General features: G+C 34.4%; 24 protein-coding genes, 3 pseudogenes and 1 other annotated feature. Of the genes and pseudogenes, 11 read left to right on the forward strand and 16 right to left on the reverse strand.

The genetic code is table 11. The features are described 5' to 3' along the window. Nucleotides 1-175: 175 nt before the first annotated feature. The 9 genes and pseudogenes from ACMZ42_RS24360 to ACMZ42_RS24400 all read right to left on the reverse strand — a co-directional run bounded on the left by ACMZ42_RS24360 (nucleotide 176) and on the right by ACMZ42_RS24400 (nucleotide 6,146). Nucleotides 176-480, reverse strand: a pseudogene (locus ACMZ42_RS24360) (monooxygenase). A gap of 325 nt (nucleotides 481-805) precedes the next feature. Next, a complete protein-coding gene (locus tag ACMZ42_RS24365) occupies nucleotides 806-1,756 on the reverse strand; it encodes an alpha/beta fold hydrolase (RefSeq protein ID WP_415733077.1) in 951 nt (316 codons plus the stop codon). A gap of 66 nt (nucleotides 1,757-1,822) precedes the next feature. Continuing rightward, nucleotides 1,823-2,326: a GNAT family N-acetyltransferase gene (locus ACMZ42_RS24370; protein ID WP_386844586.1), complete on the reverse strand. Its 504-nt coding sequence runs from the start codon at nucleotides 2,324-2,326 to the stop codon at nucleotides 1,823-1,825. A 151-nt stretch (nucleotides 2,327-2,477) separates the two neighbouring features. Beyond that, on the reverse strand, nucleotides 2,478-2,678 hold the full coding sequence (locus ACMZ42_RS24375; protein WP_415733078.1) for a helix-turn-helix domain-containing protein: 201 nt from the start codon (nucleotides 2,676-2,678) through the stop codon (nucleotides 2,478-2,480). Between the two features lie 76 nt (nucleotides 2,679-2,754). Continuing rightward, the gene (locus ACMZ42_RS24380; RefSeq protein WP_370077317.1) at nucleotides 2,755-3,219 is read right to left on the reverse strand and encodes a helix-turn-helix transcriptional regulator; all 465 of its coding nucleotides are present in this window, start codon (nucleotides 3,217-3,219) and stop codon (nucleotides 2,755-2,757) included. 175 nt (nucleotides 3,220-3,394) lie between these two features. Beyond that, nucleotides 3,395-3,970 (reverse strand): GNAT family N-acetyltransferase, encoded by a 576-nt coding sequence (locus ACMZ42_RS24385; RefSeq protein WP_370077318.1) that lies wholly within the window; start codon nucleotides 3,968-3,970, stop codon nucleotides 3,395-3,397. A 160-nt stretch (nucleotides 3,971-4,130) separates the two neighbouring features. Further along, nucleotides 4,131-4,412, reverse strand: coding sequence for a CD3324 family protein (locus ACMZ42_RS24390; protein WP_370077319.1), 282 nt, complete (start codon nucleotides 4,410-4,412; stop codon nucleotides 4,131-4,133). 199 nt (nucleotides 4,413-4,611) lie between these two features. Beyond that, nucleotides 4,612-5,631 carry a DUF4179 domain-containing protein gene (locus ACMZ42_RS24395; protein ID WP_415733079.1) on the reverse strand — a complete coding sequence of 340 codons (1,020 nt, stop codon included), beginning with the start codon at nucleotides 5,629-5,631 and terminating at the stop codon, nucleotides 4,612-4,614. Beyond that, the gene (locus ACMZ42_RS24400; RefSeq protein WP_386844580.1) at nucleotides 5,628-6,146 is read right to left on the reverse strand and encodes an RNA polymerase sigma factor; all 519 of its coding nucleotides are present in this window, start codon (nucleotides 6,144-6,146) and stop codon (nucleotides 5,628-5,630) included. The genes ACMZ42_RS24395 and ACMZ42_RS24400 overlap by 4 nt, the downstream gene beginning before the upstream one ends. A gap of 378 nt (nucleotides 6,147-6,524) precedes the next feature. Here ACMZ42_RS24400 and ACMZ42_RS24405 point away from each other — a divergent pair, with 378 nt between their 5' ends. Next, nucleotides 6,525-8,189: a methyl-accepting chemotaxis protein gene (locus ACMZ42_RS24405; RefSeq protein WP_415733080.1), complete on the forward strand. Its 1,665-nt coding sequence runs from the start codon at nucleotides 6,525-6,527 to the stop codon at nucleotides 8,187-8,189. Nucleotides 8,190-8,237: 48 nt separating this feature from the next. Here the strand turns inward: ACMZ42_RS24405 and ACMZ42_RS24410 are convergent, their stop codons facing one another. Continuing rightward, nucleotides 8,238-10,010, reverse strand: coding sequence for an oleate hydratase (locus ACMZ42_RS24410; protein WP_415733081.1), 1,773 nt, complete (start codon nucleotides 10,008-10,010; stop codon nucleotides 8,238-8,240). Between the two features lie 685 nt (nucleotides 10,011-10,695). Between ACMZ42_RS24410 and ACMZ42_RS24415 the strand changes: the two genes are divergently transcribed. From ACMZ42_RS24415 to ACMZ42_RS24430, 4 genes are all read left to right on the forward strand, one after another. After that, nucleotides 10,696-11,751, forward strand: coding sequence for a FecCD family ABC transporter permease (locus ACMZ42_RS24415; RefSeq protein WP_415733082.1), 1,056 nt, complete (start codon nucleotides 10,696-10,698; stop codon nucleotides 11,749-11,751). Continuing rightward, nucleotides 11,748-12,764: a FecCD family ABC transporter permease gene (locus ACMZ42_RS24420; RefSeq protein WP_370077325.1), complete on the forward strand. Its 1,017-nt coding sequence runs from the start codon at nucleotides 11,748-11,750 to the stop codon at nucleotides 12,762-12,764. The genes ACMZ42_RS24415 and ACMZ42_RS24420 overlap by 4 nt, the downstream gene beginning before the upstream one ends. A 15-nt stretch (nucleotides 12,765-12,779) precedes the next feature. Continuing rightward, nucleotides 12,780-13,592 (forward strand): ABC transporter ATP-binding protein, encoded by an 813-nt coding sequence (locus ACMZ42_RS24425; RefSeq protein WP_415733083.1) that lies wholly within the window; start codon nucleotides 12,780-12,782, stop codon nucleotides 13,590-13,592. A 139-nt stretch (nucleotides 13,593-13,731) separates the two neighbouring features. After that, the gene (locus ACMZ42_RS24430) at nucleotides 13,732-14,673 is read left to right on the forward strand and encodes an ABC transporter substrate-binding protein (protein WP_415733084.1); all 942 of its coding nucleotides are present in this window, start codon (nucleotides 13,732-13,734) and stop codon (nucleotides 14,671-14,673) included. A gap of 111 nt (nucleotides 14,674-14,784) precedes the next feature. Here the strand turns inward: ACMZ42_RS24430 and ACMZ42_RS24435 are convergent, their stop codons facing one another. Together ACMZ42_RS24435 and ACMZ42_RS24440 are read right to left on the reverse strand one after the other, a co-directional pair. Beyond that, nucleotides 14,785-15,099 (reverse strand): hypothetical protein, encoded by a 315-nt coding sequence (locus tag ACMZ42_RS24435; RefSeq protein WP_415733085.1) that lies wholly within the window; start codon nucleotides 15,097-15,099, stop codon nucleotides 14,785-14,787. Between the two features lie 226 nt (nucleotides 15,100-15,325). After that, nucleotides 15,326-15,567, reverse strand: a binding site (T-box leader). Nucleotides 15,568-15,791: 224 nt separating this feature from the next. Beyond that, nucleotides 15,792-16,331 (reverse strand): GNAT family N-acetyltransferase, encoded by a 540-nt coding sequence (locus ACMZ42_RS24440; RefSeq protein ID WP_415733086.1) that lies wholly within the window; start codon nucleotides 16,329-16,331, stop codon nucleotides 15,792-15,794. Between the two features lie 272 nt (nucleotides 16,332-16,603). On the opposite strand from ACMZ42_RS24440, the gene ACMZ42_RS24445 reads away from it, so the two are divergent. Further along, nucleotides 16,604-17,116, forward strand: coding sequence for a DUF6609 family protein (locus ACMZ42_RS24445; RefSeq protein WP_415733087.1), 513 nt, complete (start codon nucleotides 16,604-16,606; stop codon nucleotides 17,114-17,116). 95 nt (nucleotides 17,117-17,211) lie between these two features. Here ACMZ42_RS24445 and ACMZ42_RS24450 read toward each other — a convergent pair. Both ACMZ42_RS24450 and ACMZ42_RS24455 read right to left on the reverse strand, forming a co-directional pair. Beyond that, nucleotides 17,212-17,358, reverse strand: a pseudogene (locus tag ACMZ42_RS24450) (ATP-binding protein); the annotation flags it as partial. Further along, nucleotides 17,354-17,454, reverse strand: a pseudogene (locus ACMZ42_RS24455) (DNA-binding response regulator); the annotation flags it as partial. The pseudogenes ACMZ42_RS24450 and ACMZ42_RS24455, both read right to left, overlap by 5 nt. Before the next feature lie 96 nt (nucleotides 17,455-17,550). On the opposite strand from ACMZ42_RS24455, the gene ACMZ42_RS24460 reads away from it, so the two are divergent. Genes ACMZ42_RS24460 through ACMZ42_RS24470 form a run of 3 tightly spaced genes read left to right on the forward strand, consistent with a single transcriptional unit; the run spans nucleotide 17,551 to nucleotide 18,685 of the window. Continuing rightward, nucleotides 17,551-18,144, forward strand: a complete 594-nt coding sequence (locus tag ACMZ42_RS24460; RefSeq protein WP_370077331.1) for a TetR/AcrR family transcriptional regulator — start codon at nucleotides 17,551-17,553, stop codon at nucleotides 18,142-18,144. A gap of 35 nt (nucleotides 18,145-18,179) precedes the next feature. Continuing rightward, entirely contained in the window at nucleotides 18,180-18,416 is a 237-nt protein-coding gene (locus ACMZ42_RS24465) for a hypothetical protein (protein ID WP_370077332.1), read from the forward strand. A gap of 20 nt (nucleotides 18,417-18,436) precedes the next feature. Further along, a complete protein-coding gene (locus tag ACMZ42_RS24470) occupies nucleotides 18,437-18,685 on the forward strand; it encodes a hypothetical protein (RefSeq protein WP_415733088.1) in 249 nt (82 codons plus the stop codon). A 142-nt stretch (nucleotides 18,686-18,827) separates the two neighbouring features. On the opposite strand, the gene ACMZ42_RS24475 is transcribed toward ACMZ42_RS24470, so the two are convergent. After that, nucleotides 18,828-20,267 carry an MDR family MFS transporter gene (locus ACMZ42_RS24475; RefSeq protein ID WP_415733089.1) on the reverse strand — a complete coding sequence of 480 codons (1,440 nt, stop codon included), beginning with the start codon at nucleotides 20,265-20,267 and terminating at the stop codon, nucleotides 18,828-18,830. 694 nt (nucleotides 20,268-20,961) lie between these two features. Between ACMZ42_RS24475 and ACMZ42_RS24480 the strand changes: the two genes are divergently transcribed. Together ACMZ42_RS24480 and ACMZ42_RS24485 are read left to right on the forward strand one after the other, a co-directional pair. Beyond that, nucleotides 20,962-23,316, forward strand: a complete 2,355-nt coding sequence (locus ACMZ42_RS24480; RefSeq protein WP_415733090.1) for a M13-type metalloendopeptidase — start codon at nucleotides 20,962-20,964, stop codon at nucleotides 23,314-23,316. Nucleotides 23,317-23,586: 270 nt separating this feature from the next. Beyond that, complete coding sequence (locus ACMZ42_RS24485) at nucleotides 23,587-24,447, forward strand: metallophosphoesterase family protein (protein WP_402873319.1); 861 nt, start codon at nucleotides 23,587-23,589, stop codon at nucleotides 24,445-24,447. Nucleotides 24,448-24,697: 250 nt separating this feature from the next. On the opposite strand, the gene ACMZ42_RS24490 is transcribed toward ACMZ42_RS24485, so the two are convergent. Then, complete coding sequence (locus ACMZ42_RS24490) at nucleotides 24,698-25,159, reverse strand: NUDIX domain-containing protein (protein ID WP_415733091.1); 462 nt, start codon at nucleotides 25,157-25,159, stop codon at nucleotides 24,698-24,700. Between the last annotated feature and the right edge of the window lie 969 nt (nucleotides 25,160-26,128).

A 26,128-nucleotide genomic window follows, 5' to 3' on the forward strand; every position in this document is an offset into this window, starting at 1 on the left:
GTATATATACTTTATATACAATATATACACGTCAGACATATTTTGCAAGTAATAAATTATTATTAAAAATAAAAAACGAAAACATGAGATTGTTAATTCACAATCTCATGTTTTCTGTTTTTAATTATTTAGCTGATAATATTGCCATTTATGACCCCTAATTAGCTTTAGCTAACTATTTAATTGGAGCATTATTAATCGTTGATAATACTTCATTCACCTCGAAGATTTTCCCACGAATATCGATAATGCCGAAACTTGTTAATCGTTCTGAATGCATATTTAAATATTTCTCAGCATCTGTTTTGGTTTTAAATAAATATATCCCACCGGATTCTTTAGTCGCAGCATTCTCAGTCCAAATCTTCCAAATCATACCCGACTCTTCGTTAATACTTTTCGCTAAATCTGCAAATCCTCGGACATTTCTTCACCGAATGGCCCGTCCATTGGAAAATCAACTTGTAATAAATATTTCATGATTAAAACCCCCACTTTGATTTTTTCTATAACAATTAGTAATTTTTATGGCCTTTCACCATGATGTGTGGTGTTGATTTCCTTTCCGACTGGGCGCTTTGCCGCTGACGCTTCGCTTTCGCGCAGATAAAACATTGTTGCTGCCGCTTCGCTTTCGCACAGAGCAAAGCTTCCTGGGGGCGTCCGATGAGCCACTTCACTCGCGTTGCTCGCTCCAGGGTCTCATCTGTGACGCTAATCCCCAAGGAGTCGCCCAGTCTCCACTCCAATCAACTTATATATGGGCATACGTTTTAAATAGCATACACAACTTTTGATGATGAACCTAATGATTTAAACTCTCTATATATTTTTCTGATTCGTCCGCTATTCGCTTAAATTCAATATCATGAATATAGTGTGAGCAATCTAATTTTATTAATGTGCCATCTTTATGTTTACTGATGAACTCCTTTTGAAATTCATTCCACTCATCTTCATTCCACCCTGTCCCTTGACCGTTTGAAGAGAACAAAAGTATAGGCACATTTGGGATATCAGTCGCTCCTACCTTTTCAGCATTTTCCTTAATATGCTTAATTTCATTCACCATATTTTTAGTTACTGTTCTACGATAAAAAATCACTTTATACAATTCTTTTTCCTCATCTGTCAAAGTCCCATATTTGATGGCATCACTTTCAGAAAGGCCCGGAATCCATCTAGTAAAACCAATATTAGCAGCAAAGGCACTTAAATGAACTAGAGGCATATTTATATCATAATCTTTATATGCAGCAGGAACAGCCATATCCAATCCTATAATTGCTTTAACTTCATTCGGGTAGACTTGAGCCCAATACAATGCCTCAATACCAGACATAGAATGAGGAAATAAAGTATATGGTCCTTCAACACCTGATTTTAATAGAGCTTCTCTTGTTTCTTGTAAAATAGTATCAATATCACGCTCAGAATCTGTAATGTCACTAAAGCCATAACCTGTCTTTTCAACGACAACGATTTTATATTTATCGCTTAACAATGAATATAATGATTTAAAATCTAAAACAGGTGAGCTTGTGCCTCCCCCAGACATATATACAAGCGTTTCTTCTCCATTTCCTTCTACGTACACATGCATTTGATGTCCATTAACTTCTACCATTTTTCCTGTTGGCGTAAATAATTTATCTTCTTTTGATAATTGTATTTGATGAATAATATAACTTGTCGTAATGATCAAGAAAAGTATCGCTGTAATAATTGAAAAAAGCATCATGATTCGTTTAAACACTGTCTTTCAACCACCCCTCTTAGGATTTTTACTATCCATCAAAACTAACAGAAGGCACCATGGCTTTTAAAGTTCCAAAAGGTAATCGATAAACTGCAACTTTTGCCCATGCATTTCGAACGTACCATCATCTATACACACTAGTTTAAAGCCATTCTTTTCAAGAATCCTTTGAGATGCAATATTATTTGTTGTTGTTTTTGCTTTAATCTTTTTGACACTGATTTCTGTTTCTAATAGTAGCTTTAAGGCTCTAGCCCCTATTCCTTTTCCTCCATATTCTTGTCCCACTCTATAACCGACTTCTGCTATATCATTCGTTGTATCTATATCTACTAAATTAATTCTTCCGATGATATTGCCTGAGTTATCTCTTATTAAGTAGAATTTTGATTTATTTTCTTGTTGTTCTGCTAAAAGCTCTTTATGTCTTATTTTGAACGTTTCAAAATTATAATAATCTTCTCCACGACTAGGTACCATTTGTTCAAAGAATTGTCTATTGTTCTTTTCGAACTGATACAATTCTTCTGCGTCACATTCTTGTAAGCTATTAATTGATATTTCCAAGCAACTCAACCCCTCGTTCTGAAAAATATGTATTGTAGTCCGCATTTAGGAAAACAAACTCTTTATGATATCCTACCGAAGAGTTTGTTTATAATTTATTGGAATCCCGAGATGAAGAAATATGTATAACGACTCGAATAAAGAGAAAAAATCACCCCTCTAAATCTTTCAATCGTCTTCGAATAGTAGCTTCCGAAACGCGAAGTATTCGTGCAATTTCTCGATTACTTTTGCCAGCATCCTTTAAATGCAGCAATTGTAATTCACTTATAGCTACTTTAGGCCGTCCGTTTGAATTTCCTCCACGCCATTCCTTATTTTTCTTTTTACTCCTCAAAAATTTCCCCAGCATTTTCTCACCTTCTCATGCGTCATAACTCTATATTAGTTATATTGCCTTTTTTTAAAAAAAGAAAGTAGATCTAAATCTACTCTCTTGATTGTTTAGGAAAAATATAAAAATAAAAAACAAAACCAATGATAATTGCGGGTGGTAAAGCAATTCCTATATTTTGTACAAATGCACTTGCAAGTAGTTTTAAAATCTCAATAATATCTTTAGATAAAATGTTTTGATACTGTTCTGCACCTGTCAAACCTTTGATCATTAAAGTTACAGCAAAAATAATGATATAACTAATTAAGCTATAATTAATACTTAACTTTATTTTTTCTTTATCATCGTTCTTTTCCTCTAATAGCAATGTTTCCACACTGATATCTAGAACTTCCGATATCTTCAGCATATTTCTCTTACTTGGATAACCATTTCCAAGTTCCCATTTGGATATAGACTTATCACTTACTTCTAAAATCTCAGCTAGTTCTTGTTGGGTGATTCCCTTTTCTTCTCGATATCTTTTTAGTTTTAAACTTAAAATATTTTTCTCCATTTTATTCCCCTCCCATTACCTTAATTTACGGTTATTATCACATACTGGAATTTCTATTAACAGGAATTTTCGAAAATAGAGAAAAATAGACCACAATATAAAAATGCGACAAAACTCATTAAATAGGTTTTTGTCGCATTTTTTATTGGAAATCCATCTGAAATTACCATAAAACTTATATATTCTTTTTCGAAAACTCAGTATGCAACAAACTATAGATCAACATATCTTTACATTCTCCAGTAACACTATGGCATTCAAATTGTCTTAAGCAACCTTCTTCCTTAAAGTTGAATTTCGACAATAGTTTCTTTGAAGCTATATTTTCCTCTGTAACAATTGCCTGTATTCTTACTAAACCTAACTGATCAAATCCTATTGATAATACTGCTTTAACAGCTTCCGACATAATACCTCGATGCCAATATTCTTCAGATAATTCATAACCAATTTCAGCTCGTTTGCCTTCAAATTCACTTAAAAAAATAGTACCAATAATTTCATCGGTTTCTTTGTTAGCAATAGCAAAACGAATAATCCAACCTTCATCATAGCCTTTGTTCCAAAAATTAATTACTTCATAACTTCTTTCTAGAGTTTCTGGTCCATTCCAATCAAGATAACGATATACATTTTCATTTGAATAATAATTGAATAACGTAGGAGCATCCTCCAACTTCAACTTTCTTAATTTAATGCGCTCAGTTTGTACTGATGGAAAAGAGGTCCCTAATACTTTGGTAAAATTCATTTTTTTCTCTCCTTTTTTGAATGAATATCAAAATAAACTAAAGATGAAAATTCACAAGAAGCTGATTAAATTATACCCAGCCTAGATTGCCTGAAAAAACCTCATACATATTTCATAAAAGGAAATAAGCCAATGCGGTCAAAAACCACACTGGCTTATACTATTCTATTCTTCTTCTTTTCTCTTTTAATACAATTCTTTGGATACTCTTCGAAGACAAATAATATTTTTCACCTAAAGTAGCCGTGTCCGCTCCCGTTAGATAATCGTTATAAATATTACAGTCTCTTACACCCAATTCTTTTCTTGTAGCAGTATTGGATCCCCAGTCTTTTTTATGTTCTGCTCTCCGCGGTATATAAATATATTCACCATCAACATATTCTTGTATTAACTCTAGCAACTCAGCTGGTAGAATATGCTTTGCTTTTTTATAGCTCATAATTGCACTCCTAAATTTAATATTTTTTTAGGAAGAGCAAAGGCTATTTAATTTATCCTATATTGCAATAGCCTTTGCTATGCAAAAAAAGTATACCTTCTCATCAAACAATCCCCCCTTGTATTTCTGTAATTTTAATCCACACTATACCATATAATCCAAAAATAAAAAGAGGTTTTATAGATTCCTGTCCGCTTTATTATTCTTTACTTATTAATATTAATTCTTCATACCCCTTTATATTTAAGCTTATTTGTTTTTCTTTATTCCAAATACTATAAGGGTAAACTAAATTAACAAAAGTTTTCCCATCTTTCAATTCTATATTGGCTCCTCGTGCATAAAAGGCCTCTCCCTTTTCGTTTGTTAATGCCCATTCAAAAAATTGATTTTCATCCTCGTGAAGATCTGCGTCGACCATTAAAGATACATGCATAGAGCCATTCGTAAGGGTTGCTGATTGAAGTTGAATACCCTCAACAGCCTTTTCTGCTTCAAATGATTGTGTTACAACCTTCGTTGGTGTCAATGTAAATGGCCATTCTCCATTAATAGTGACAATCCCTTCTTTTTCTGTATAGAAATGAACGGTTTCAATTACTAATTGTGCGTTATTTAAGGAAGGCCATGCCAATTTATTAGATTGTAATAGAAGTTCTAAAATTATTGACTGATTGCTCTCTTTTAGCATTTTCATTTCTGCCCCTCCCATAATGCCGGGTGATTTAAGGGGTTTCGTATCTGACACAAGGGCATCAATTTCCTTACCTGTTGAATCATAAATACGAAATTCAATTCGTGCATCTTGAATATTGTTTATATCTATATCCTTTGGCAAAATCTCCATTTGTAGCCCTACACGATAGGCATCAGCAAATGTATTTTCAAGTGTGACCGTAACATCTTGTGAACTTTGCGATACACCAACATATTGTACTTCCCCATTTTGACTAGCAAGTTCAATCCCAGCATCCTCCTGGAAACCTAGAAATGCTTTTAGTTTAGCCATCGCTGTATCATTAGACAAAATCACACCCGAAGCAAGCACTGCACATGCAGCCGCAGCTGAAATAGGCTTCAACCAACGCTTTTTTATTTTCTTCGTTGTCTTGGAACGAATCTCTTCATATGAACGATCAAAAACTTTTTGCACAATTTCCGGTAGTTCTTGTTCTCTATTCATTTCCTCATGTAAACGGTTGTCTAATGATTTTTTCATAGTAAATGTACCTCCTCAACATAATAATTATTTTTCAAATATTGCTTCGCCCTGGAAATCCTCGACTTAATCGTCCCCTCTGATTCATGAAGAAATTCGCTTATTTCCTTTGTCGTGAGGCCATTCACATAATAAAGCGTTAAAGCAATGCGATAGCTCTCATCTAGACTTTCTAATGCCTCATCAAGCTCAAGTGAAATTTGATCTTGGTGTCGCAGTTCATGCAATGTCGTCACATCCAGTGGTACAGTACGTTGATCCTGCTTCATAAAGCGATAACAGTTATTTAAAAGTATTCGACAAATCCATGTATTAAAATATTTTGCTTCTTTTAGAGAATCTATTTTTTCAAACGCTGTCAGTATTGTATCCTGTAAAAGATCTGCAATGTCCTCATCTTTCAAGCCTAGTCGTTTTGCTGTCCGGTAAAGCGTTATTTCATATTGACGGATTAATTGTATAAACGCTTCTCCATCTCCCTTCTTTGCTTTTTTTACAAGAAACTCGGATCGCATATAATCACCTCTTTTTCTCTTTACATACCGTTAGAGCATTTTGATTGATAGTTAGTTGCATCGATTTTTATTTTATTACACTAAAAAAGAAACCGGCGAAATAACAGTCGGTCGCTACCTACTAATATAAATTTTAAATGAGAGGCTATTTAAAACAACTAACACTGTTTACACTCCGAAAATAGGTATTTCCGATCTGTTCTAACATCCACAAGGTTATCGAAAAACAAAAGGACTTTTATACTCTAATCTGTCACTTTTTAAGTAATAAGACTCTCAATTCATTATTGACATTCCTGTTTCATTGCATAATACTATACTTAAAATTTGAGTTTTTATAGGCATAAAGTTCCAATAAAACTCAGAGGAGGAAACTATTTGAAAAACAAAAGCATTAAGCGACGATTATTGTTTTTTACATTAAGTTTGCTGTTATTGTCATCTGTCATTAATTCCGTATTAGGTGTTTGGATTGTGGGCAAAAATAGTAAAGAAGTTTTAATTGAAAAAGCCAATGAACAGGTCTATGAAATCGCCAAGCAAGCTGAAACTATATTAAATTCTGAGAATGATCCCATCTCATCTTTACAAGATTTTGTAGAGTCAAAAGAAAAACAAGAGAATGTAACTTATGCTATTGTCATTGATACCAATGCAAAAGCAGTGGCGCATAGTGATAAAGGGAAATTAGGAAAAACATATGAGGATGCATACACAATCGATGGAGCCAAGCACGGAAAAAAGCAATTTACGAGATGGTATGCTGAAGTTCAAGGTATTTGGACATATGACATCATGGAACCTATATATAAAGATGGCAAGCTTTATGGAGTAATTGATATTGGGGTGCCTGAAAGCGGTATTCAATCTATTACAAACTCTGTACTAGGCTATCAGATTATTACAGGCATAGTGAGTTTTATCGTTATAGGCGCTTTAATGTGGTGGATTATTGGTCGCATTGTTACTGCCATTAAGAATCTTGAAAATATCATTCATCAAACTACTAGCTTAGACTTTACCGAAAATCCAGAATTAGAGAAGCTATTACATCATCAAGATGAAATTGGTCTTATGGCAAAAGGCATCTCTGGCATGCAATCGGCATTAAAGAATGTTACCGTCAATATACATAAAACTAGCTCCGAGCTATCAGATTCCTCAAAGATTCTTATTCAAATAGCAGAAGATACGGTACGTACGACTGATGAAATTAGCTCAGCCATTAATGAAGTAGCAAATGCTACAGAAGAGCAAGCTCATGATACAGAAAAAAGTGCTGAACAATTAAATCAACTATCTGGAAACATTGATCGTGTTATTGAGCACACAGAGAAGATTGCTTCTATGACAGAGGATATTGATCATTTAAGTAATCAAGGTGTAGAAACCATCAATCAACTCTCTATTTGGTCAGAGAAGAATCGAGAATCTTCTCAACAGGTAAGCAACATCGTTCAAGAAGTAGATAAAACTTCATCTGATATATCAAGTATTGTTAATACAATTACAGACATCGCAACTCAAACTAATTTATTGGCTCTAAACGCTTCCATTGAGTCAGCTCGCGTCGGTGAAGCCGGTAAAGGTTTCGCAGTTGTCGCGGATGAAATCCGAAAATTATCGGAACAGACATCTAATGCTACTGAGGATATTAAGAATAAAATCTCTGCCATTCAGGATATTTCTAAAAGTGCTGTGCAGGAAATCAGTACGAGCCTTAGCATTGTCGAACAAAATGCAAAAGCTACAAAGGATACTAGCGAAATCTTTAATACAATAAAGGTAGCTCTAGACCAAACGAGTGAAGTGGCACAAGAGGTGAAACATTTATCTCATGAGATGGATGAACGCAAGGAGCAAATCATTAGTGCCGTACAAAACATATCTGCTTCTGCAGTAGAAACCTCTGCTGGAACAGAACAAGTTTCCGCTTCCGCAAATGAACAGCTTAAAAGTATCGAGACTGTCTCTGAAAAAGCTAAAGACCTAAATGCTATTGCTGATGCTTTAAGAGACGAAATGAAAAAATTCACTATTTAATGTAAAAAAGCTGATTCAATTATGAATCAGCTTTTTTAGCATATATCTCTATATCAATTTACTTTCTTTCAGTAAATCATAGATGATTGTATCTTTCGTTTTATGAATACCAAATTTACCTATTTGTTTTAAGATAAATGGAGCATCTACATCTGTTAATTTTTTACCATCAAGTAAACGAGCAGTTGAAGATAATAAAGTACGAATGTCAAAAGTAGATGCAAATACTTCTGGAACGCCTCGATCAATATCTAATAATTGATAAACAGCTTCCATCGCTGTTCTTACTGAATATTCAGTTGTGAATACAGTATCTCTTTCTGTTTCACTAAAGTTCCCAATGAAGGCTAAGTTAGTAGATCCATTAGGGACAACTAAAGGACGATCTCCCATTGCTCTAGGCATGAAGTAAGATGTTATATAAGGCATGTAACATGGAATAGTATTACAAGAATTTTGCGCAATATCCGGTATTTCATCTACAGGTACACCCATATGGTACAACCACTCTTGCGCGATCTCAATTCCAGAACATTCCGTGATACTCTTTTTAATAAAATCACCTGGTTTATTTGATAGTAAACCATAAATCCAAACTACTAATTGGTCTTTTGGTTGATTTTTAAAATGCGGTTGTCGGTTCAACGTATAGCTTAGCATCCAATTAGAATCTGTAGCAGTTACAATACCACCCGTAACTACCTTGCCTGCATACGGATCTCTTTTACTGATTTTTTCAATATACGGAGCAACTCGATCATCCAATGTAGTAAGCGTTGCTGAAACAAACCAACTTTCTTCTGGAAGGTTATCGCAGAATTTTTCTGGTTTACCAAAATCAGAATCTTGGGAAGCGATGTTTTTCCAAAGTGACCAGCTTCCGCCTAAATCAGTACTTATAGGGGCTGGCGTATTATTGTCACCATAAGTTGTACTCTCCGTGATACTACCATTTGTTACAAATACTAATTCATTTTCTGTTAGCTCAATATTCTTTTTCACACCATTTTGTTTTAACACTAAAGTATGGGCTACTTTTTTATCGCCAACTTTATCAACTAAAACATTCTCTACAACAGTATTAAATTGGAAATCAACATTATGACTTTCCAAATATTTAATCATAGGAAGTACTAAAGATTCGTACTGATTATATTTTGTAAATTTCAAAGCAGATAAATCAGGTAGACCCCCAACATGATGAATGAAACGCATAATATAACGACGCATTTCCATTGCAGAATGCCATTTTTCAAAAGCAAACATCGTAGACCAATATAGCCAGAAATTCGATTCAAAGAACTCTTCAGAGAAAACATCTGTAATTTTTACATCCTCTAATTTCTCTTCAGGAATAAAGAATAATTTAATCATTTCCTCAGATGCTTTATCAGATAATGTAAACTTGCCATCATCCTCAAGTCTTTGTCCTCTATTTTCAATCAATCTACATTTTGAATAGTTAGGATCCTCTTTATTTAACCAATAAAATTCATCTAAAACAGAAGCGTTTTCTACTTCTAATGATGGGATTGAACGGAATAGATCCCATAGGCATTCAAAATGATCTTCCATTTCTCGACCACCGCGAATAATAAAGCCTCTTGTCGGATTTAAAATACCATCAAGGCTACCACCTGAGATATCTAGTTCTTCGAGAATATGAATATTCTCTCCCTTCATTTGACCATCACGAATTAAAAAACATGCGGCTGAAAGTGAAGCTAGCCCCGAACCAACAAGATACGCTGATTTCTCATCAACACCCACTGGTTTTTTAGGACGTGCAAAAGCCTCATAATTACCATTACTGTAATACATAATACCGCCTCCATAAACTATTATCGTGATATAGCATACCATTATTTTGCACGTTAATGGTAAAATGAGAGAGAAATTAACAAATAATTCAATTTTGAAGTTAAACTCTAAATATACTATACCCTATTATTTGACATAACAATTCATTGCATTTTTATAAATTATTCATCAATATCTTTATATCAAAGGGTTTATGCAATACTTAAAAATTAGATTACCTTTGTTGCGATAACCTATAAAGCACTTGGATTATTGTATGATTTCCTTCTATAAGATTAATTATAAAGCTGTAAAAGTATAGAACCTTTTGAGGACAGCCATGCATAATTATTATAGTAAGAAAACAAAAAACGATGCTTCAACGGCCACATTTTACAAGAACACTTTTGGTTTTTATTTTGATAGTCTCTATTCGAATTTATTATTATTTAAATAATTTAACTATCCACACTCCCCTCCTGAAATCCGCTTAATGGAAGCCTTATAAGCATATTCAAATATGTAAAAATAAACAAAATTAATATATTTTAAAAATAATGTTTGACAATCTTTTAGGGTGCTATGTAGAATAGGACAAGTGATTATGAGAATCATTATCAATTGAGGTAAACCTTTATTTTTTTGCCTGTAATTGAGAATGAATCTCACTTTAACGAATATATGTTGTTAGTTAGGATGGTAACGGATGGAAGCAAGCGCGAGGAGCATAGAACAACAAGAAACGAATATGAAAAAGATTAAGAGCAGACCGCTTATTGCTTCTATTATTTTAATAGTAGGTACGATTTTATTAGCTTTAAGTATGGGCATGTCCATTTCATTTGGGGCGGCAGATATTAGCTTAAAGACTGTTTGGCAAGCTGTTTTTCAATTCGATGATTCACTTACACATCATAATGTCATTTGGGAGCTTCGTATTCCAAGAGCAATTGGAGGAGTAGTCGCTGGTGCGTTTCTAGCGGTATCCGGAGCAATTATGCAAGGTATGACACGAAACCCCCTTGCCTCGCCTTCTTTAATGGGTATTACAGATGGTGCGGTATTTGGAATTGCAATTACGTATGCATTTTTCCCTAATTCCCCATACATAATGTTTGTTCTTGCTTCATTCATTGGTGCCGCATTTGGTGCAAGTATTGTATATGGTGTGGGTGCATCCTCACCTGGAGGGCTCACACCTGTGAAGTTAGCGTTAGCTGGTGCAGCGATCAGTGCACTGCTTGGGGCCATATCTTCTAGTATTGCACTTTATTTCAATCTTGCTCAAGAAGTGAGCATGTGGAATGCAGGAGGCGTTTCAGGTGTGAAATGGGTAAGTATTGATATGTTGCTACCGATAGGACTTGTTTGTCTTGTTATAGCGATTTTAATGTCAAGATACATTACCATCTTAAGTTTCGGCGAAGAAATTGCGATTGGGCTTGGACAAAATACAACCTTAATTAAATTTATTGGAACTGTACTTGTGCTCGTTTTAACGGGGTCAGCCGTATCTATGGCAGGTTCTGTCGGATTCGTTGGACTTGTTATCCCACATATGACGCGTTTTCTCGTCGGGTCCGATTATAGATGGGTCATTCCATGTTCAGCAGTATTAGGTGGTTTGTTAATAGAATGTGCAGATATGTTATCTCGTGTTATCAATCCTCCATTTGAAACGCCAATTGGTGCAATTACAGCTTTAATAGGTGTTCCATTCTTCCTTTACTTAGCTCGTAATGAAGGGAGAGGGAAAATATGAAGCAAAGAATCTTAACAAAAAAGAATATTTCAGTTTTAGCCATTTTAGCTTGCCTAATTGTGTCGGTATTCTTAATTAGCTTAAATACAGGGACGTTTAAAATACCACCAATAGATGTATTGAAATCGTTAATTGGGTTAGGAGCCGAAGATCAATCTGTCATTTTATTCGAATTTCGTATGCCTCGAATGGTTATCGCGATTTTAGTTGGTTCAGCGCTAGCGATATCAGGAGCTATCATGCAAGGCTTATCTAGAAATCCACTTGCTGACCCTGGAATTATTGGTATAAATGCTGGTGCTGGATTAACAGTTGTTGTTTTCGTCTATTTTTTCTTCGGGAAAGTTGGGACCGGTACGCTAATATCAGTTTTCATTCTTCCATTATTTGCGCTAGTTGGTGCTTTATTAGCAGCGGTTATTATTTATACGCTAGCTTGGAAGAACGGCGTTTCATCCACTCGTTTAATTCTTGTCGGTATTGCAGTTGCAGCAGGATTTAGTGCTGTTAGTTTAATCTTCTCGATGAAAATGACTTCAAATGATTTTCGCTTTGCAACTATTTGGTTAGCAGGGAGTTTATGGGGAACCGATTGGAAGTTTGTATTAAGCGTACTACCTTGGATGCTCATATTTCTACCCATTGCATTTTGCAAGGCACATGTACTGAATGTAATGAATTTAGGAGATGTAGCAGCGGTTGGCCTTGGTGTAAATGTAGAGAAGGAAAGACGTAAATTATTATTTATCGCCGTTTGTTTGGCTGGTGCATCGGTAGCTGTTGCCGGTGGCATTGGATTTATCGGATTAATGGCACCCCACCTGGCAAGACGTCTTGTTGGAGGAAAACATCAAATTATGTTACCTACAGCAGCATTGATTGGCACTTTTTTATTACTATTTGCAGATTTAATTTCAAGAAGTGTACTAACAACTTCAGAAATACCAGTCGGTCTTGTTATTTCTATTATTGGTGCACCCTATTTTATTTATTTACTTATGAGGACAAAGTAAAAGGAGTCTTTTTTGATGGTAACTTTAGCAGTTGATTCGGTATCCGTTGGCTATAATGAAGGATTAATAATAGATGGATTATCAGTGGCGATTCCCGAAGGAAAGATAACAACGATTATTGGACCAAATGGATGTGGGAAATCTACATTGTTAAAAACAACTTCTCGTATTTTAAAGGCAAAACAAGGGACTGTTTATCTTGATGGAAAGGCAATTGAAAAACAGTCAACAAAAGAAATTGCAAAGAAAATGGCGATTTTACCCCAGACTGCAGAAGTTCCAATGGGTCTTACTGTGTTTGAACTTGTTTCATATGGCCGCTTTCCACACCAAAATGGATTTGGAACACTGAAGGAAGAAGATTATCGCTACATCCATTGGGCACTTGAAGTGACAGGGATGACAGAGTTTTCCAACCGTTCAGCAGAAGCTTTATCAGGTGGCCAACGTCAACGAGTATGGATTGCAATGGCACTTGCTCAAGGAACGGACCTACTTGTATTAGATGAACCAACAACATACTTAGATATGGCTCACCAACTAGAAATTTTAAAGTTATTGAAAAAATTAAATGAAGAAGAAGGCCGTACGATCGTTATGGTCATTCATGATTTAAATCATGCTTCTCGTTTTTCTGATCATATGATTGCTTTAAAGGATGGTAAACTGATTCACCAAGGAACTCCAGATGAAGTAATGACAAGTGAGACACTTCGAAGTGTATTCGAAATTGAAGCACTAATCGTTTCATGCCCTGTAAACAGTAAGCCAATTTGTTTAACTTACGATTTGACAATAATTAATAATCTAGAACAGATAAAAGCATAAAAGAAGGAGCACTCTTCCTCTCTTAAATAGATAGAGAGAGCATTCTAATGGGCGTTGAGCTTCTCATTTTAGCTTGAGATGTTGAACACCCATTAGAATGCAGTGGGTCGCAAACAATTTATCCGGGAGGAACAAAAATATGAAGAAATTTAAACTAACATTACTAACAATGGTATTAGTTATTACATCTATACTATTTGCAGCTTGCTCTTCTGATAAAAAAGAAGAAAAACAAACAGACGCTAAAGCAGAAGAACGTACAGTAGAACATGCCAAGGGGGAAATTAAAATCCCTGCTAATCCAAAGAAAATTGCTGACCTTAGTGGTTCAACAGAAGAGTTATTAATCTTTGGCATGAAACCAATCATTACTGCAAATACGTCTCAAGAAGAAATTGATCCACATATTGCAGATCAATTAAAAGATGTAAAACCGGTCGGCTCTGCTTGGGGTGACAAAATTAACATCGAAGCGGTGGCTGCTGCAAAACCAGATTTAATTCTTATAAATGATCGTCAAGAAAAAATTTATGATCAACTATCTAAAATTGCACCGACTGTTATGTTAAAAACTCCATTAGATCAATGGCGTCCAAAGTTTGAGGAACTAGGTAAAATCTTCGATAAAGAAAAAGAAACAAAAGAATGGTTCAAACAATATGACGAAAAGGCAAGCAAGTTACACGATAAAATCGTTGCTAAAACTGGTGATGCGAAGTTCATGAAAATGGCTGCATATCCAAATGCATTCCGTATATATGGTGACTATGGTTACGGTAGCGTACTCTTTAAAGATTTAAAATTACCAGCAGTTCCAGGTACACCAATGGATGAACCACTAGTACAAGTACAAAAAGAAGCTTTAATTGACTACAATCCAGATTACCTATTCGTATTTACAACAGGTGACGGTTCTCAACGCTTAAAAGAGTTCCAAGAAGAAACAATTTGGAAAAACATGAATGCTGTTAAGAACAACCACGTATTTATTATTAAAAATGATGCGGTCAATAAAGGCTACTTCCCTCTAGGTAAAGAAATGATTTTAGATGAAATTGCTGAATTTGTTCTAGGGAAATAATAACAATGAGAATCACCTTCGTAATATCGAAGGTGATTTTTTTAAAACTCGTTTAAGGATCATGATATAGTTGTTTAGTTATCGATTGGCGAATAATTCAACTTAGTTCCCTTATTTTATGAATCGTATAAATTGTTGCTCCCCAATTTGTAAAATCTCATCATTCATTAATATTATGTCAGTATCATCTTCCACAAGCTTTTCCCCATTTAAAGAAACGCCATTTTGTTTCATTAATCGCATAAACTCACTTTTACTTTTAATATATTCTTCAGCAATTAATGATGGAATAATATCTAGTACAGACTCTTTCCCTATTTCAATTAACATTGTGGGGATGCTATTAAGCAAAGCCTCTTCTTCATTAACGCTCTTACCTACACCCTTTTGAATCATCTTTAATTGTTCTTCTAGTTTTAAAAACATACAATACAACTCCTTTAATATTGAATTAATATTGCAAGTTCTATAAGAGTAAAAATCAATTTCGCCCTGGCGTAATTGCCGCTGACGCTTTGCTTTCGCTACAGATAAATTGCCACAGTACGTGACGTTCTTAGACTGAGTTCCTCTATAAAAGGAATCTCATCACGTTCATCTTACAACCCGCTTCTGCTGAATGAAGATAAAAAAACGCCCTTTAGGAATAAACCTAAAGGACGTGTTATGAACGTGTTACCACCTTAATTTAAGAGCTACTCACATAACTCTTCTCAATAGGTACGGCTAAATGCGATACCTTTGCATTGATTACGGATGCAAACCCGTCGTAGCCTACTAAAGTTCGGTACGCAGCTCCAAGATGAATTCATTTTAACTTTCCTTGCGCCTCTCATCAACCGGCTACTTTCTGTCAGTTCCATTAAAACTACTAGTTCTCTTCAACACTTTTACTCTTATACTCCAAATTGTTATCAACAATTTTTCGTTATGCAAATCTTGATAATTATTATAGTATATTTGTTTGAATTGTCAATAAATTATTTTTAACCTTTTAACCATAACGTGGGGTTTATTTGCGTTTCAGCTAGGCACTTTCCAGGGGGCGTCCAGCAGGAACGGAAATCAACTTATATTCACGGTATACGTTTTTAACATTTCATACCTTAATAAATTTGTTATATCAGAAGGCGAATCCTCAAAGTGTCGTCTGTTTCTAGATACAATTTATACTGCATAAGAGGTGTATCCTTGTTTAAATAAATTTCACTGCCGTTTCTACTAACTTCCTCAAACCCTAACTTTTCCATCATTCTTCTTGAACGAAAATTAGTTTCATGTGTTTCACCATAAAATGTTGTAATACCAAATTTCTCGAACGCATACTTTATGAACATGTGAGTTACGGTAGTTCCTATACCCTTTCCCCATAACTGACTTTCACCAATAGCAATACCTATTTCAACACTGTCGTTTTGAATCTCTGCTAGATCTGCATAACCAATTAATCTGTCCTTATATTCAATTCCTAAGCGAATAAAATCCTTACGATTCAAATTCACACTGTACTGCCACCAACTAAATAATTCTTCTTCGTCTAAATTTTTTCTCCACCCATTGGCTTCGCAAAATTTCTCGTCCTTACTCCAACGAAGAACGAAATGATAATCATCATTTTTTAAAGTTCTAAAAATTAATTTTTCAGCATCCTCAAACATATTTGATTTTAACTCCTGCCCTTTTTTACACTCTATGATTTTGAAATATTCATGCTCTTATTATACAAAGAAAAAAATAAAATATGGTATATAAATCCAAATTGTACCGTCTTTTTAAATGCTTTTAGTATTTATAAGGTTTAAAACAATGCAAATTAATTTGGACCTATACACATCGACAAATTATGACAAAAAAATATAATTCAGTTTGATATATTATTTTAGAAATCTATTATTCGAGGAAGTAGAAAATTAAGAATGGAGAATAGAACATGGAAACACAAGCTTACAAATACCCCAGACAAAAGATTAATGGGATTTGGCTAATAATTGCTGGCATAGCAATGTTCTTATTATTAATAAAATATAACGGCTATCCAAATATTTGGCCATTTGCCATCGTTTATATACTAGGTATGGTTTGGCAATTAAGCCCTAAAACTCGAGAGAAATTAGCAGTCGGTCCTGGTACAGGCGGCCAAAAAAGGTGGTCTAATTTTTCAATTTTTTTATTAGCAATTTTAGTTTTTATTAGTTTTCAATTTTTCGCCGATGATTATAGAACTTGCTGGTTATTAATTATTTTAGCTGTTGGCGTTCATTTCTTACCTTTTATTCCGGTACATGGTAAATTAATGCTTTTTCTATCAATCAGTTTAATCATCAATGCGTTCATAGGATTAATGATTACTAACGTTAGTCTAGATATCTTTTTTGTAATAGATGGTCTAATAAAGATTTTATTTGGTAGTATTTTTATTAAGCTCAGTCCTATTAATTTTTAAAAGAATTGAGGATTCTGTTTCACAGTGATCCTTCCAACAAATAAAAGAATCCATTTTGAAAAGAAGACTAATCAAAATGGATTCTTTTCTAATGTTTATGTAATCTTTCCTATATATAAACGCCCGTTCTTTGGGAAAATAATTTCAAAACATGTTCCCACTCCAACTTCGCTTTGTACTTTTACTTTGCCATGATGTTTGTCAATAATCCAATTTGCAATAGCAAGCCCAAGACCAGCTCCCGCTTCTTCTCAATAACGCCCAAAATGCGCTTGCAATTCTTGTGCTTGAAAAGGCTTAGTCAGGTAATCGTCTCCTCCAAAGTTGATGAAATTTACGAAATTAATCCCTTGTTATGAATTCGTGTTGATGATACTATATGAATATACAACATGAATATTCATATAAATAATTCATAAAGGAGGTATTCACCTTTGGCAAGAGGAAAAAAAGTTTTTTCAGAAGAAGATAAAATTATGATTAAAAGTAAATTGAAAGATGAGTGTATGGCTTTTTGGATTTCTCAAGGTTATAAAGAAACAAGTATTGGTGAATTATGCAAAAAAACAGCAATATCAACGGGTACTTTTTATAATTTTTATTCAAGTAAGGAAGAACTTTTTTTTGAAGTTTTGTACGACATTCAAGAAACTATTTATGGGAATTTTATTAAACGAATTGAACAATGCCCTGAAAAGTCCGGCTTTGAAACAGCAATAATCCAACTTTACTATGAATACGAAAGCAAACCATTTCTTTATGAAGTAAAAACAATCGATTTCACAGCATTTTATAGTAAGCTTTCGGAGGAAATGAAAGAAAAACTAATATTTGATAGTAGTAATCTTTTTCGTACTGCAATCAAACAAGCAAATCTTAAATTAAAAGTTCCGGAAAAGTTAGCATTTTCAACTTTCACCGTACTTCTTTCTAGTATTGCAAGTAAAGATGGAATATCAAAGAACTGTGACCATTTTGCTGCATTTCAATTTATGACTAAGCAGTTGGTAGCAAGTATCTTTGAGTAGAAGCTCTATTTCAAATATAAAATAGGAGGAGAGCAATGAGTTTATTTTGGAATATTATAGATTTTCTTAAAGAATCAACACCGTTCTTCATCGTGTTTAATATCATTGTAGCAATCGTCCTGCTCATCTCAGGGTTTATTTTATTATCCAAAAAGAATAGAGAACAGAGGACGAAAAAAGTTATCGGTATGGTTTGTTTATCAATTTCATCGTTATCTTTTTTGGGTGCCCTTTCCAATGCTATTTTTTCTTTCATTGTATTTAAAAATTAAGAGGAAAGAGGGATAAAAAGATGTTAGATAAATTACTTAACATCATGGATGCGGCTTGTAAATGGGGAAATAAAAATCTGGGGACCTCTATTCAATTCCCTAAACCAACAAACAAATCCATGGTATCCAGTGCTTTTTCAAGTGGAATTATTGGTAGCGCAATTCTGGTGTATGGGCTTATTTTCAACCAAAAATGGATTTTGTTATTTGGTGGACTTGGGATAATTAGTAGTGTTTTCATTTATCGACACAGTGTAAAGAACGATTAAATAGTATGTATTAAAAAAGCACGAGAAATCAATTTTAGAAACATTGATTTCTCGCGCTTTTTTAATATGAAATTATATTATTGCTTTTCTAAAATAATTAAAAACATTTTATCTACTGCCATATTTTTAAGTAAAAGTGTTTTTATTGCTCACTAGTTTGTGTGGATGGCTTTAATAAGAACCAAACAATTACTAAAGTTACTAGTGCTAATATAAAAGTACTCATATAAATGAAATGTACACTTGAAGCTAATGCCTCTTGTGATTTGGTTACTATGTTTGCTGTAGTTCCTCCATGTCCACCAGAAGATACGAGATCAAGGTTTTTAATCCCCTGTGCATGAATCATCGTGTTGAAAATTGCCCCGAAAACTGCAGCACCTAATGTTTGACTAAACGTATTGATAAATGTGTTTAAGCCAATTGCCGTCCCTCGCGTATGGGCTGGAACAGCTGATTGAATTGTTACCATATAAATAGGTACAATAAGCCCCATTCCTAAGCCGAATAATCCAACTGCAACATAAATAAGGAATGCTGGTGAATTTGTTGACAAAGTAAATAGTGAAAAGGCAGCAATTGAAAGAATGCTAGCTCCAAGTAGAATGATTTGTTTCGTTTTTAAGTAATCAATTAATTTCCCAGAAAAAATAGTGCCAAATGTCCACATAACAGGAAGTGGCATTAAAACGAGTCCGGCCTCTGTCGCATTTTTTCCTAATACACCTTGGCTCCAAATCGGAAGATACATTGTAATACTAATAATCATTGCACCAGAAATAAGAGTTAATATGTTTATAATAGATAATGTACGATTAGAGAAAAGTGCTAGCGGAATTAATGGTTCCGGAGATTTTCTCTCAATGAATAAGAAAATAATAAATGCAACAGCTGCAAAGATTAAAAGGCCAATAATTGTAATGTCCCCCCAATTTTGCTGACTGCTACCTGTTAATAACGCGTATAGTAGCGCGATTGTACTTAATGAAAATACCGTCGCTCCAAGATAGTCGATATGGTGCTTAGCAGGTTTAATAGATTCTTTATAATAAATTACAATCATTAAGCAAGCGATAATTCCAAATGGAACGTTTAAGAAGAAGATGTAGCGCCAAGAGAGAGAATCAACTAAAAATCCTCCAACTAATGGTCCGATTACACCAGAGACGCCCCAAACAGCACTAATCCAACCCTGTGCTTTTGCACGGTCTTTCACTTCGCTATATAAGTCACCCATGATTGTCATTGTTATTGGCAAAATAGCGCCAGCACCTAGACCTTGAAGGGCACGAAAGACGATGAGCTGTTCCATCGATGTAACAACACCGCAAAGTGCAGAGCCGACTAAAAATATCGTAGCTCCAATCAGTAAAACTTTTTTACGACCGAATAAATCAGCCAGTTTCCCGTATATTGGAGTCGAAACGGCTGTGGCTAGCATATAAATTGCATATACCCAACTAACAAGTTCGACGCCTGACAAATCACTCGTTATACGGGGGATTGCTGTACTAATAATTGTTCCTTCTACAGCAGAAAGAAATGTCATTAACATTAATGATAAAATAACTTTTTTTCTCATATTTTCCCCTTTACTTCTATACAGATCAATTATGCTTCGTCAAAATTGCGTCTGGAATCGGCTTTGGGCCAATAAATGTTTTCTGCGCGAAAGCGAAGCGGCAGCAACAAAAAATTTGTCTGTGCGAAAGAAGTTAAAATTATTCACTATATAGCTAAGTATATTTTTTTATTATCTATAAACAATATAGATAATCAGTAAAGTACCTTTATTGCACTAACCTTCTTCGTTAGTTCAAGTACATTTTTTCACAAGATAAACATCAATTTTAACATAAATATACATTAAAAATCACCTCCAAGAATAACTAAAGAGGTGATTTTTATCAAACGTTATTACCAATTATCATTCTTTATTATTAACGAGCACACATGTTGCTTTGAAATCAATTGTCTCGGCATAATTGCGTCCGGAATCGATTTTGTGCTTACCTTTCAATCCTTAAATACTCGCCACATTTCCTCATATTTAACTTTAGCAGAGGTGGATTTTATTTAACCAAAAAGTGATCTTACTAGTGGTACCGCTCTAGCTTAAAAGCGCTAGACTAGACAATGCTCTCTTGAAAATGAAAAATCTCCTTACATATTTTCAAACTGAAATAAATCAACTATAATGGTATTCAAATGGTAGAAATACTAAATTACACCCATTTATCTTTATTTATACAAATCTACTATAAAGGAGAATGAAGATGAAAAAGAAGGTTTTATCCTTACTCATGGCCATAATAATGGTCCTATCAGTTAGCGTATCGGCATTTGCCGATGAAATGTCGCCACCAGCGACAAGAGGAGAAATCGTTAAAACCTTGTTGGTGGCAGCAGATGCTTATCAACCAGGAATTAATAAAGAATCCATTATGCAAGGCTCTAAAAACGAAGATTTAAGAGAGAATGAGCCGGCTAAGAAGATTGAAGCTTTAGTCATGTTGAGTAGGGCATTCGGCGAATTACCAGAGCCTGTTGGAAATGATCTGCGCAGCGGAACATTTGATGTCGAGTTCACCGATGTGCCAGCTTGGGCTAAAAAAGATATCGATAAACTTGCAAAAGCAGGCGTACTGACTGGCAAACCTGACGGCACATTAGGCGCAAATGACAATATTACGATCAATGAGTTCCAAAAAATCATCGCCAGAGTGTGGACGCTTAAAGGCTCCCGTTTAAATGACGATTTTTATGAAGCAATCAATAAGGAATGGTTAAATAAATCGACAATTCCGGATGGAGAAATCATGGGCGGCGTATTTTCCGAGCTGCATAAGCAAAATAACGATAAAATAGAAAAAATAATAGATGAGCTCGTTGGCAAACAATTCGCAGAAGGAACAAAAGAACAGAAAATTACCGACTTCTATTCGACGGCGTTGGATAAGAAAAATAGAAATAAACAAGGGATTGAACCTATTCAAAAATATGTAAAGGCAATTGACGAGGCTAAAACGCTTGATGAACTTATTCAAGCTGATCTTACCCTGGAGAAGGATTCGGGTCAAAGCTCATTATTCAGCTTTGCAATCATGAACGATGCAAAGAACAGCAGTGAAAATGCTTTGTATTACGCTGGATTAGCTACAGGTCTGGATAAGAACAGCTTTGACACGGAAGACTCGAAAGCGAAAAAAGCCTATATTCAATATATGGCCAGACTTCTTGAGTTATCGGGCGAGAAAGAGTCTGCAGCGAAAGCACTTGCCGAGAATGTTTACGAAATGGAGAAAAACTTAGCTTCCGTATCGCTTGAACCTCATGAACAAGGCGATGTCAATAAATACTATAATCCGTATACAATTGAACAATTCGATGACATGTTCAAAACAGTAGATATGAAACAAGTCTTGAAATCGATGAAAGTCGACAGTACTGATAAAGTGATCGTATTCGATGTGAAGCTGGCGCAAAAAGGTGCTGAACTCTTGACTGAAACTAATCTTAATGCGCTTAAAACTTACTCCAAAGTGCACCTGCTTATGGCAGCAGGCGGTTTGTTGTCAGATGATTTCGAAGATGCTGCCAAAGAGTTTGACGCAACGTTATATGGCGTTACAGGAGAAAAAACAGATAAGGAAGTCGCAGTAGCCAAGACAACTGGTACAATGGGCGGATATTTGGAGCAAATGTTTGCCGAGAAACATTTTTCACCAGAAGCTAAAAAAGATGTTGAGCAAATGGTAGAGAAGTTAATTGCTACGTATGAGGAGAGAATCAAAGCTCTTGATTGGATGTCAGAAACAACAAAAGCTAAAGCAATTAAAAAGCTGGATACGATGATTGTTAAGATCGGTTACCCAGATAAGTGGGATACGACATTAGATAAAGTAGCGATCAAGACATATGACGAAGGTGGTTCGCTGTTCTCTAATACCTTGACAGTAAACAAAGCATACATTGATAACGTGAAAGCCGAGCTAGGAAAACCGGTGGATAGATTGCAATGGGGTACAAGCGTATATACCGTAAATGCTTTCTACAATCCTTTTAATAACGAAATTACGTTCCCTGCCGGTATTCTTCAAGCGCCTTTCTATGATATTAACGCTAAACCTGAAGCAAACTATGGTGCCATTGGCATGGTCATAGGCCATGAAATCAGCCATGCATTTGATAACAACGGATCAGCATACGACGAAAATGGAAATGCAAATAACTGGTGGACAGAAGAGGACTTTAAGAAATTCGAAGAGAAAAACCAGGAACTGATTGAGTTCTATAACGAAATTGAGATTATCCCGGGTGTGTTGAACGACGGTCAGCTTACACTAAGTGAGAATGTCGCTGATTTAGGTGGAATGGCGGCTTCACTACAAGTTGTATCCAAAATGAGTAATCCGGATTATAAAGCATATTTCGAAAACAATGCAGAAATATGGAAATCCACAACCACAAAAGAATTTGCAGCGTACCTGAGCAAAAACGATGTACATTCAGCCGCTAAAATTCGGGTTAATCGCACGATTGTGAACTTTCAGCAATTCTATGATACCTATGGAATTAAGCTTGGAGATGGCATGTATATAACTCCAGAAGATCGAGTATCCATCTGGTAAAAATCAAAGCAGATAGAGCTAATCCGATAGCTCTTACATCAGTGTATAAAGGCAAAGAGGCTATCCAGGAAGTCCTTTTTAGAGTAAATACACCGAAATCAAAAGCCCAAGAATGGTAATTTTACGGCATTCTTGGGCTTTGCTTTTTTTTTTTAAGCCCTTCGATTGAAGGTTTCTAAATAATTTTTATAATATACCATAAAATGATAAAACAAAAATATACATTCTGTTTAGATTATACGTCAATTTAAAGGGAGGGAAATGAAAGACATGAAACATAAGATTGCTTTACTAGCAGATGTCCATGGGAATGCAAGTGCTTTAAAAGCAGTTATCGAAGATTCGATCAAAGAAGGTGTCACTGAATATTGGTTTTTAGGGGACTTAATCATGCCTGGGCCTGGGGCAAATGATTTATTTGAAATATTAGATAGTATTAAAGTTGCTACTTACGTTAAAGGAAATTGGGAAGACTGCTTCCTTGACGTACTGAATAAAGAGATTGACTTTGATAATGCTTCTGATATCTATATTTCTAGGTTAGTTCAGTATCAGTGTGAAAATTTGGATGAAAGCTATATTAATCTTATTAAGAGCTTACCATTACATTTAACAAGACAAGTTAATAATCTATCTATCAGCATTAGCCATAATTTACAGAATAAAAATTATGGAGGAGATTTATGGCCCACTAATGATCAGAAAAATTTTGATCAGTTATTTGAGCATGATTACGATATTGCGATTTATGCTCATACCCATCACCAATTGTTACGCTATAGTAGCAATGATCAGTTGATTATTAACCCAGGAACTGTAGGACAGCCCTTTTACAAATGGGGCAAGTTACATTCTGATCTACGTGCTCAGTATGCAATTCTTGAAATTGATGAGACAGGGATTGCAGAGGTGAGATTTAAAAAAATTCCCTATGATGTAGAAAAGGAATTAAACAACGCTATTCATAATAAACTCCCTTATATTGATTTATATCGAGAAATGCTAGAAACAGGAAAAACTCATACCCATGATATTGAGTTATTACAAAAGCTCAATGATCAATTTAACTATAAAGATGAGATAATTAATTTTTTTGAAAAAAATTATTGGGAATTTAAAGGGATAAAGTGAACCTCTTTCAACTAACGACAAATTAATTGGAATCACTCTAAATCCTTGATTTAACTGTATATAAAAAGCTGTCATTTTGAATAAAGATTGATCAAAATGACAGCTTTCTTTTATTTTTAATAACTGTTTTTATAAAAAGGATTGATTATTTTAATTCGCCTTACTCCACTAAAGCACCCGGTAGTTAAATAAAAGAAGTGCTGCCTGAACAACTTAATGATCTTCTACTAAAGACCTTGCTAATAACAAGTTAATTTATATCTCCAAGATAAATTGGTGAATTTTCACCATTTAAATATCCAATTATATATTTTCTTAACTCTTTTGGGTATAGCCTGTAATTTAATAAATCCTCAATACGAATCCACTCAACACCTACCTGATGATTATCAGGATTTGTTGGTTTTATTGGAGTTTCAGTTCTACTTACCTGACATAAAAAATAATATTCTATTTGGTGAACATCAAAATCAAATTCAGCGTATTCATGATTTTTTCCTATATACTCCCTGATATGTAATAATTCTTTGATATCTATATTAAGTCCAATTTCTTCAATACACTCTCTTTTTAAAGTGGTATGGAATGTTTCACCATGTTCTTGCCCTCCACCAGGACAAAGAAAAAAATACCCCTCGTCATCTTGGTTTTTAGTTAATAATATTTTTTCCCCATCCAAAATAATTGCCTTTACTGAGTTTCTAACTTTCATATCTTCCCTCATTTCTTTTTATATCCAAATTATAGCATTTGTTATTCAACTAAACTGCAGTGTTAGTTCAATAAGGAAAAAGATGGTTGCCTACGCAACTCAATAATCTTTAATTAACGCCCCCATTAGTTGAAGCTGAGGAGCCGGTTGAAAAATGCAGATTTACACCGTTACTAAATTGTCTATTTATACACGTTCCCTTATCCTGTGAATTCAATACCATCTTGGGAAAAGGAATATGAAGGAGTCTATAAAAGATGGCACAGGTTGTTGGTAATAACGTCAATCCTCTGCATCTTTCGAAATAAAAGAGCGTTACTTTTTGTTAACGGGTTCGGTTGAGATGTGCAAAACTCTAATTCACAACCTAATTAGCAAGGTAAAGTGTAAAAAGTTCTCTCTAAATATTCAGTAAAATAGCCATTTAATAATTAAGATTAACGATATATAATGGCAAGGGTTCCAAATTTAAACAATTTCCTCATTCAATTAAATGGCCCGATTGTTGAATAAGAAAAAATCCTGCTTTGATACAAAACTTTATTAAAATAATCAATTTTCATTTTAAATTATCGAACTTTGTTTTAAATGATCAATCTCTTCATAATAATTAGTTCTTTTTTAATTTGAATTGTAAATCAATCAATGTAATAAAGGCTATTCAATTGTATATATTTTGTGTCCCATAATAAATAACCGTAAAAAAACCCTGATACAGCAACACACTGTACCAAGGTTTGTATTTCATGCTAAATCATCTTATTTACAAGATAATGTGATTATAAAGTATAACGAGATTAGTTAAAATCACTCATGTATTCTGTTTAAGTAATCAGTATACATCTTTATTGTAACTCAACATCACATGTAGCTTTTGAATAAAGTTCGATTAAAAGTAAGTCGCAAACACTGATTTTATACAGAAAGAAACCAACTGTTTTGAAACAAAGTTTGATCAAAACAGTTGGT

The organism is Lysinibacillus sp. NPDC056185, assembly GCF_047737915.1.
GTDB lineage: Bacteria > Bacillota > Bacilli > Bacillales_A > Planococcaceae > Lysinibacillus.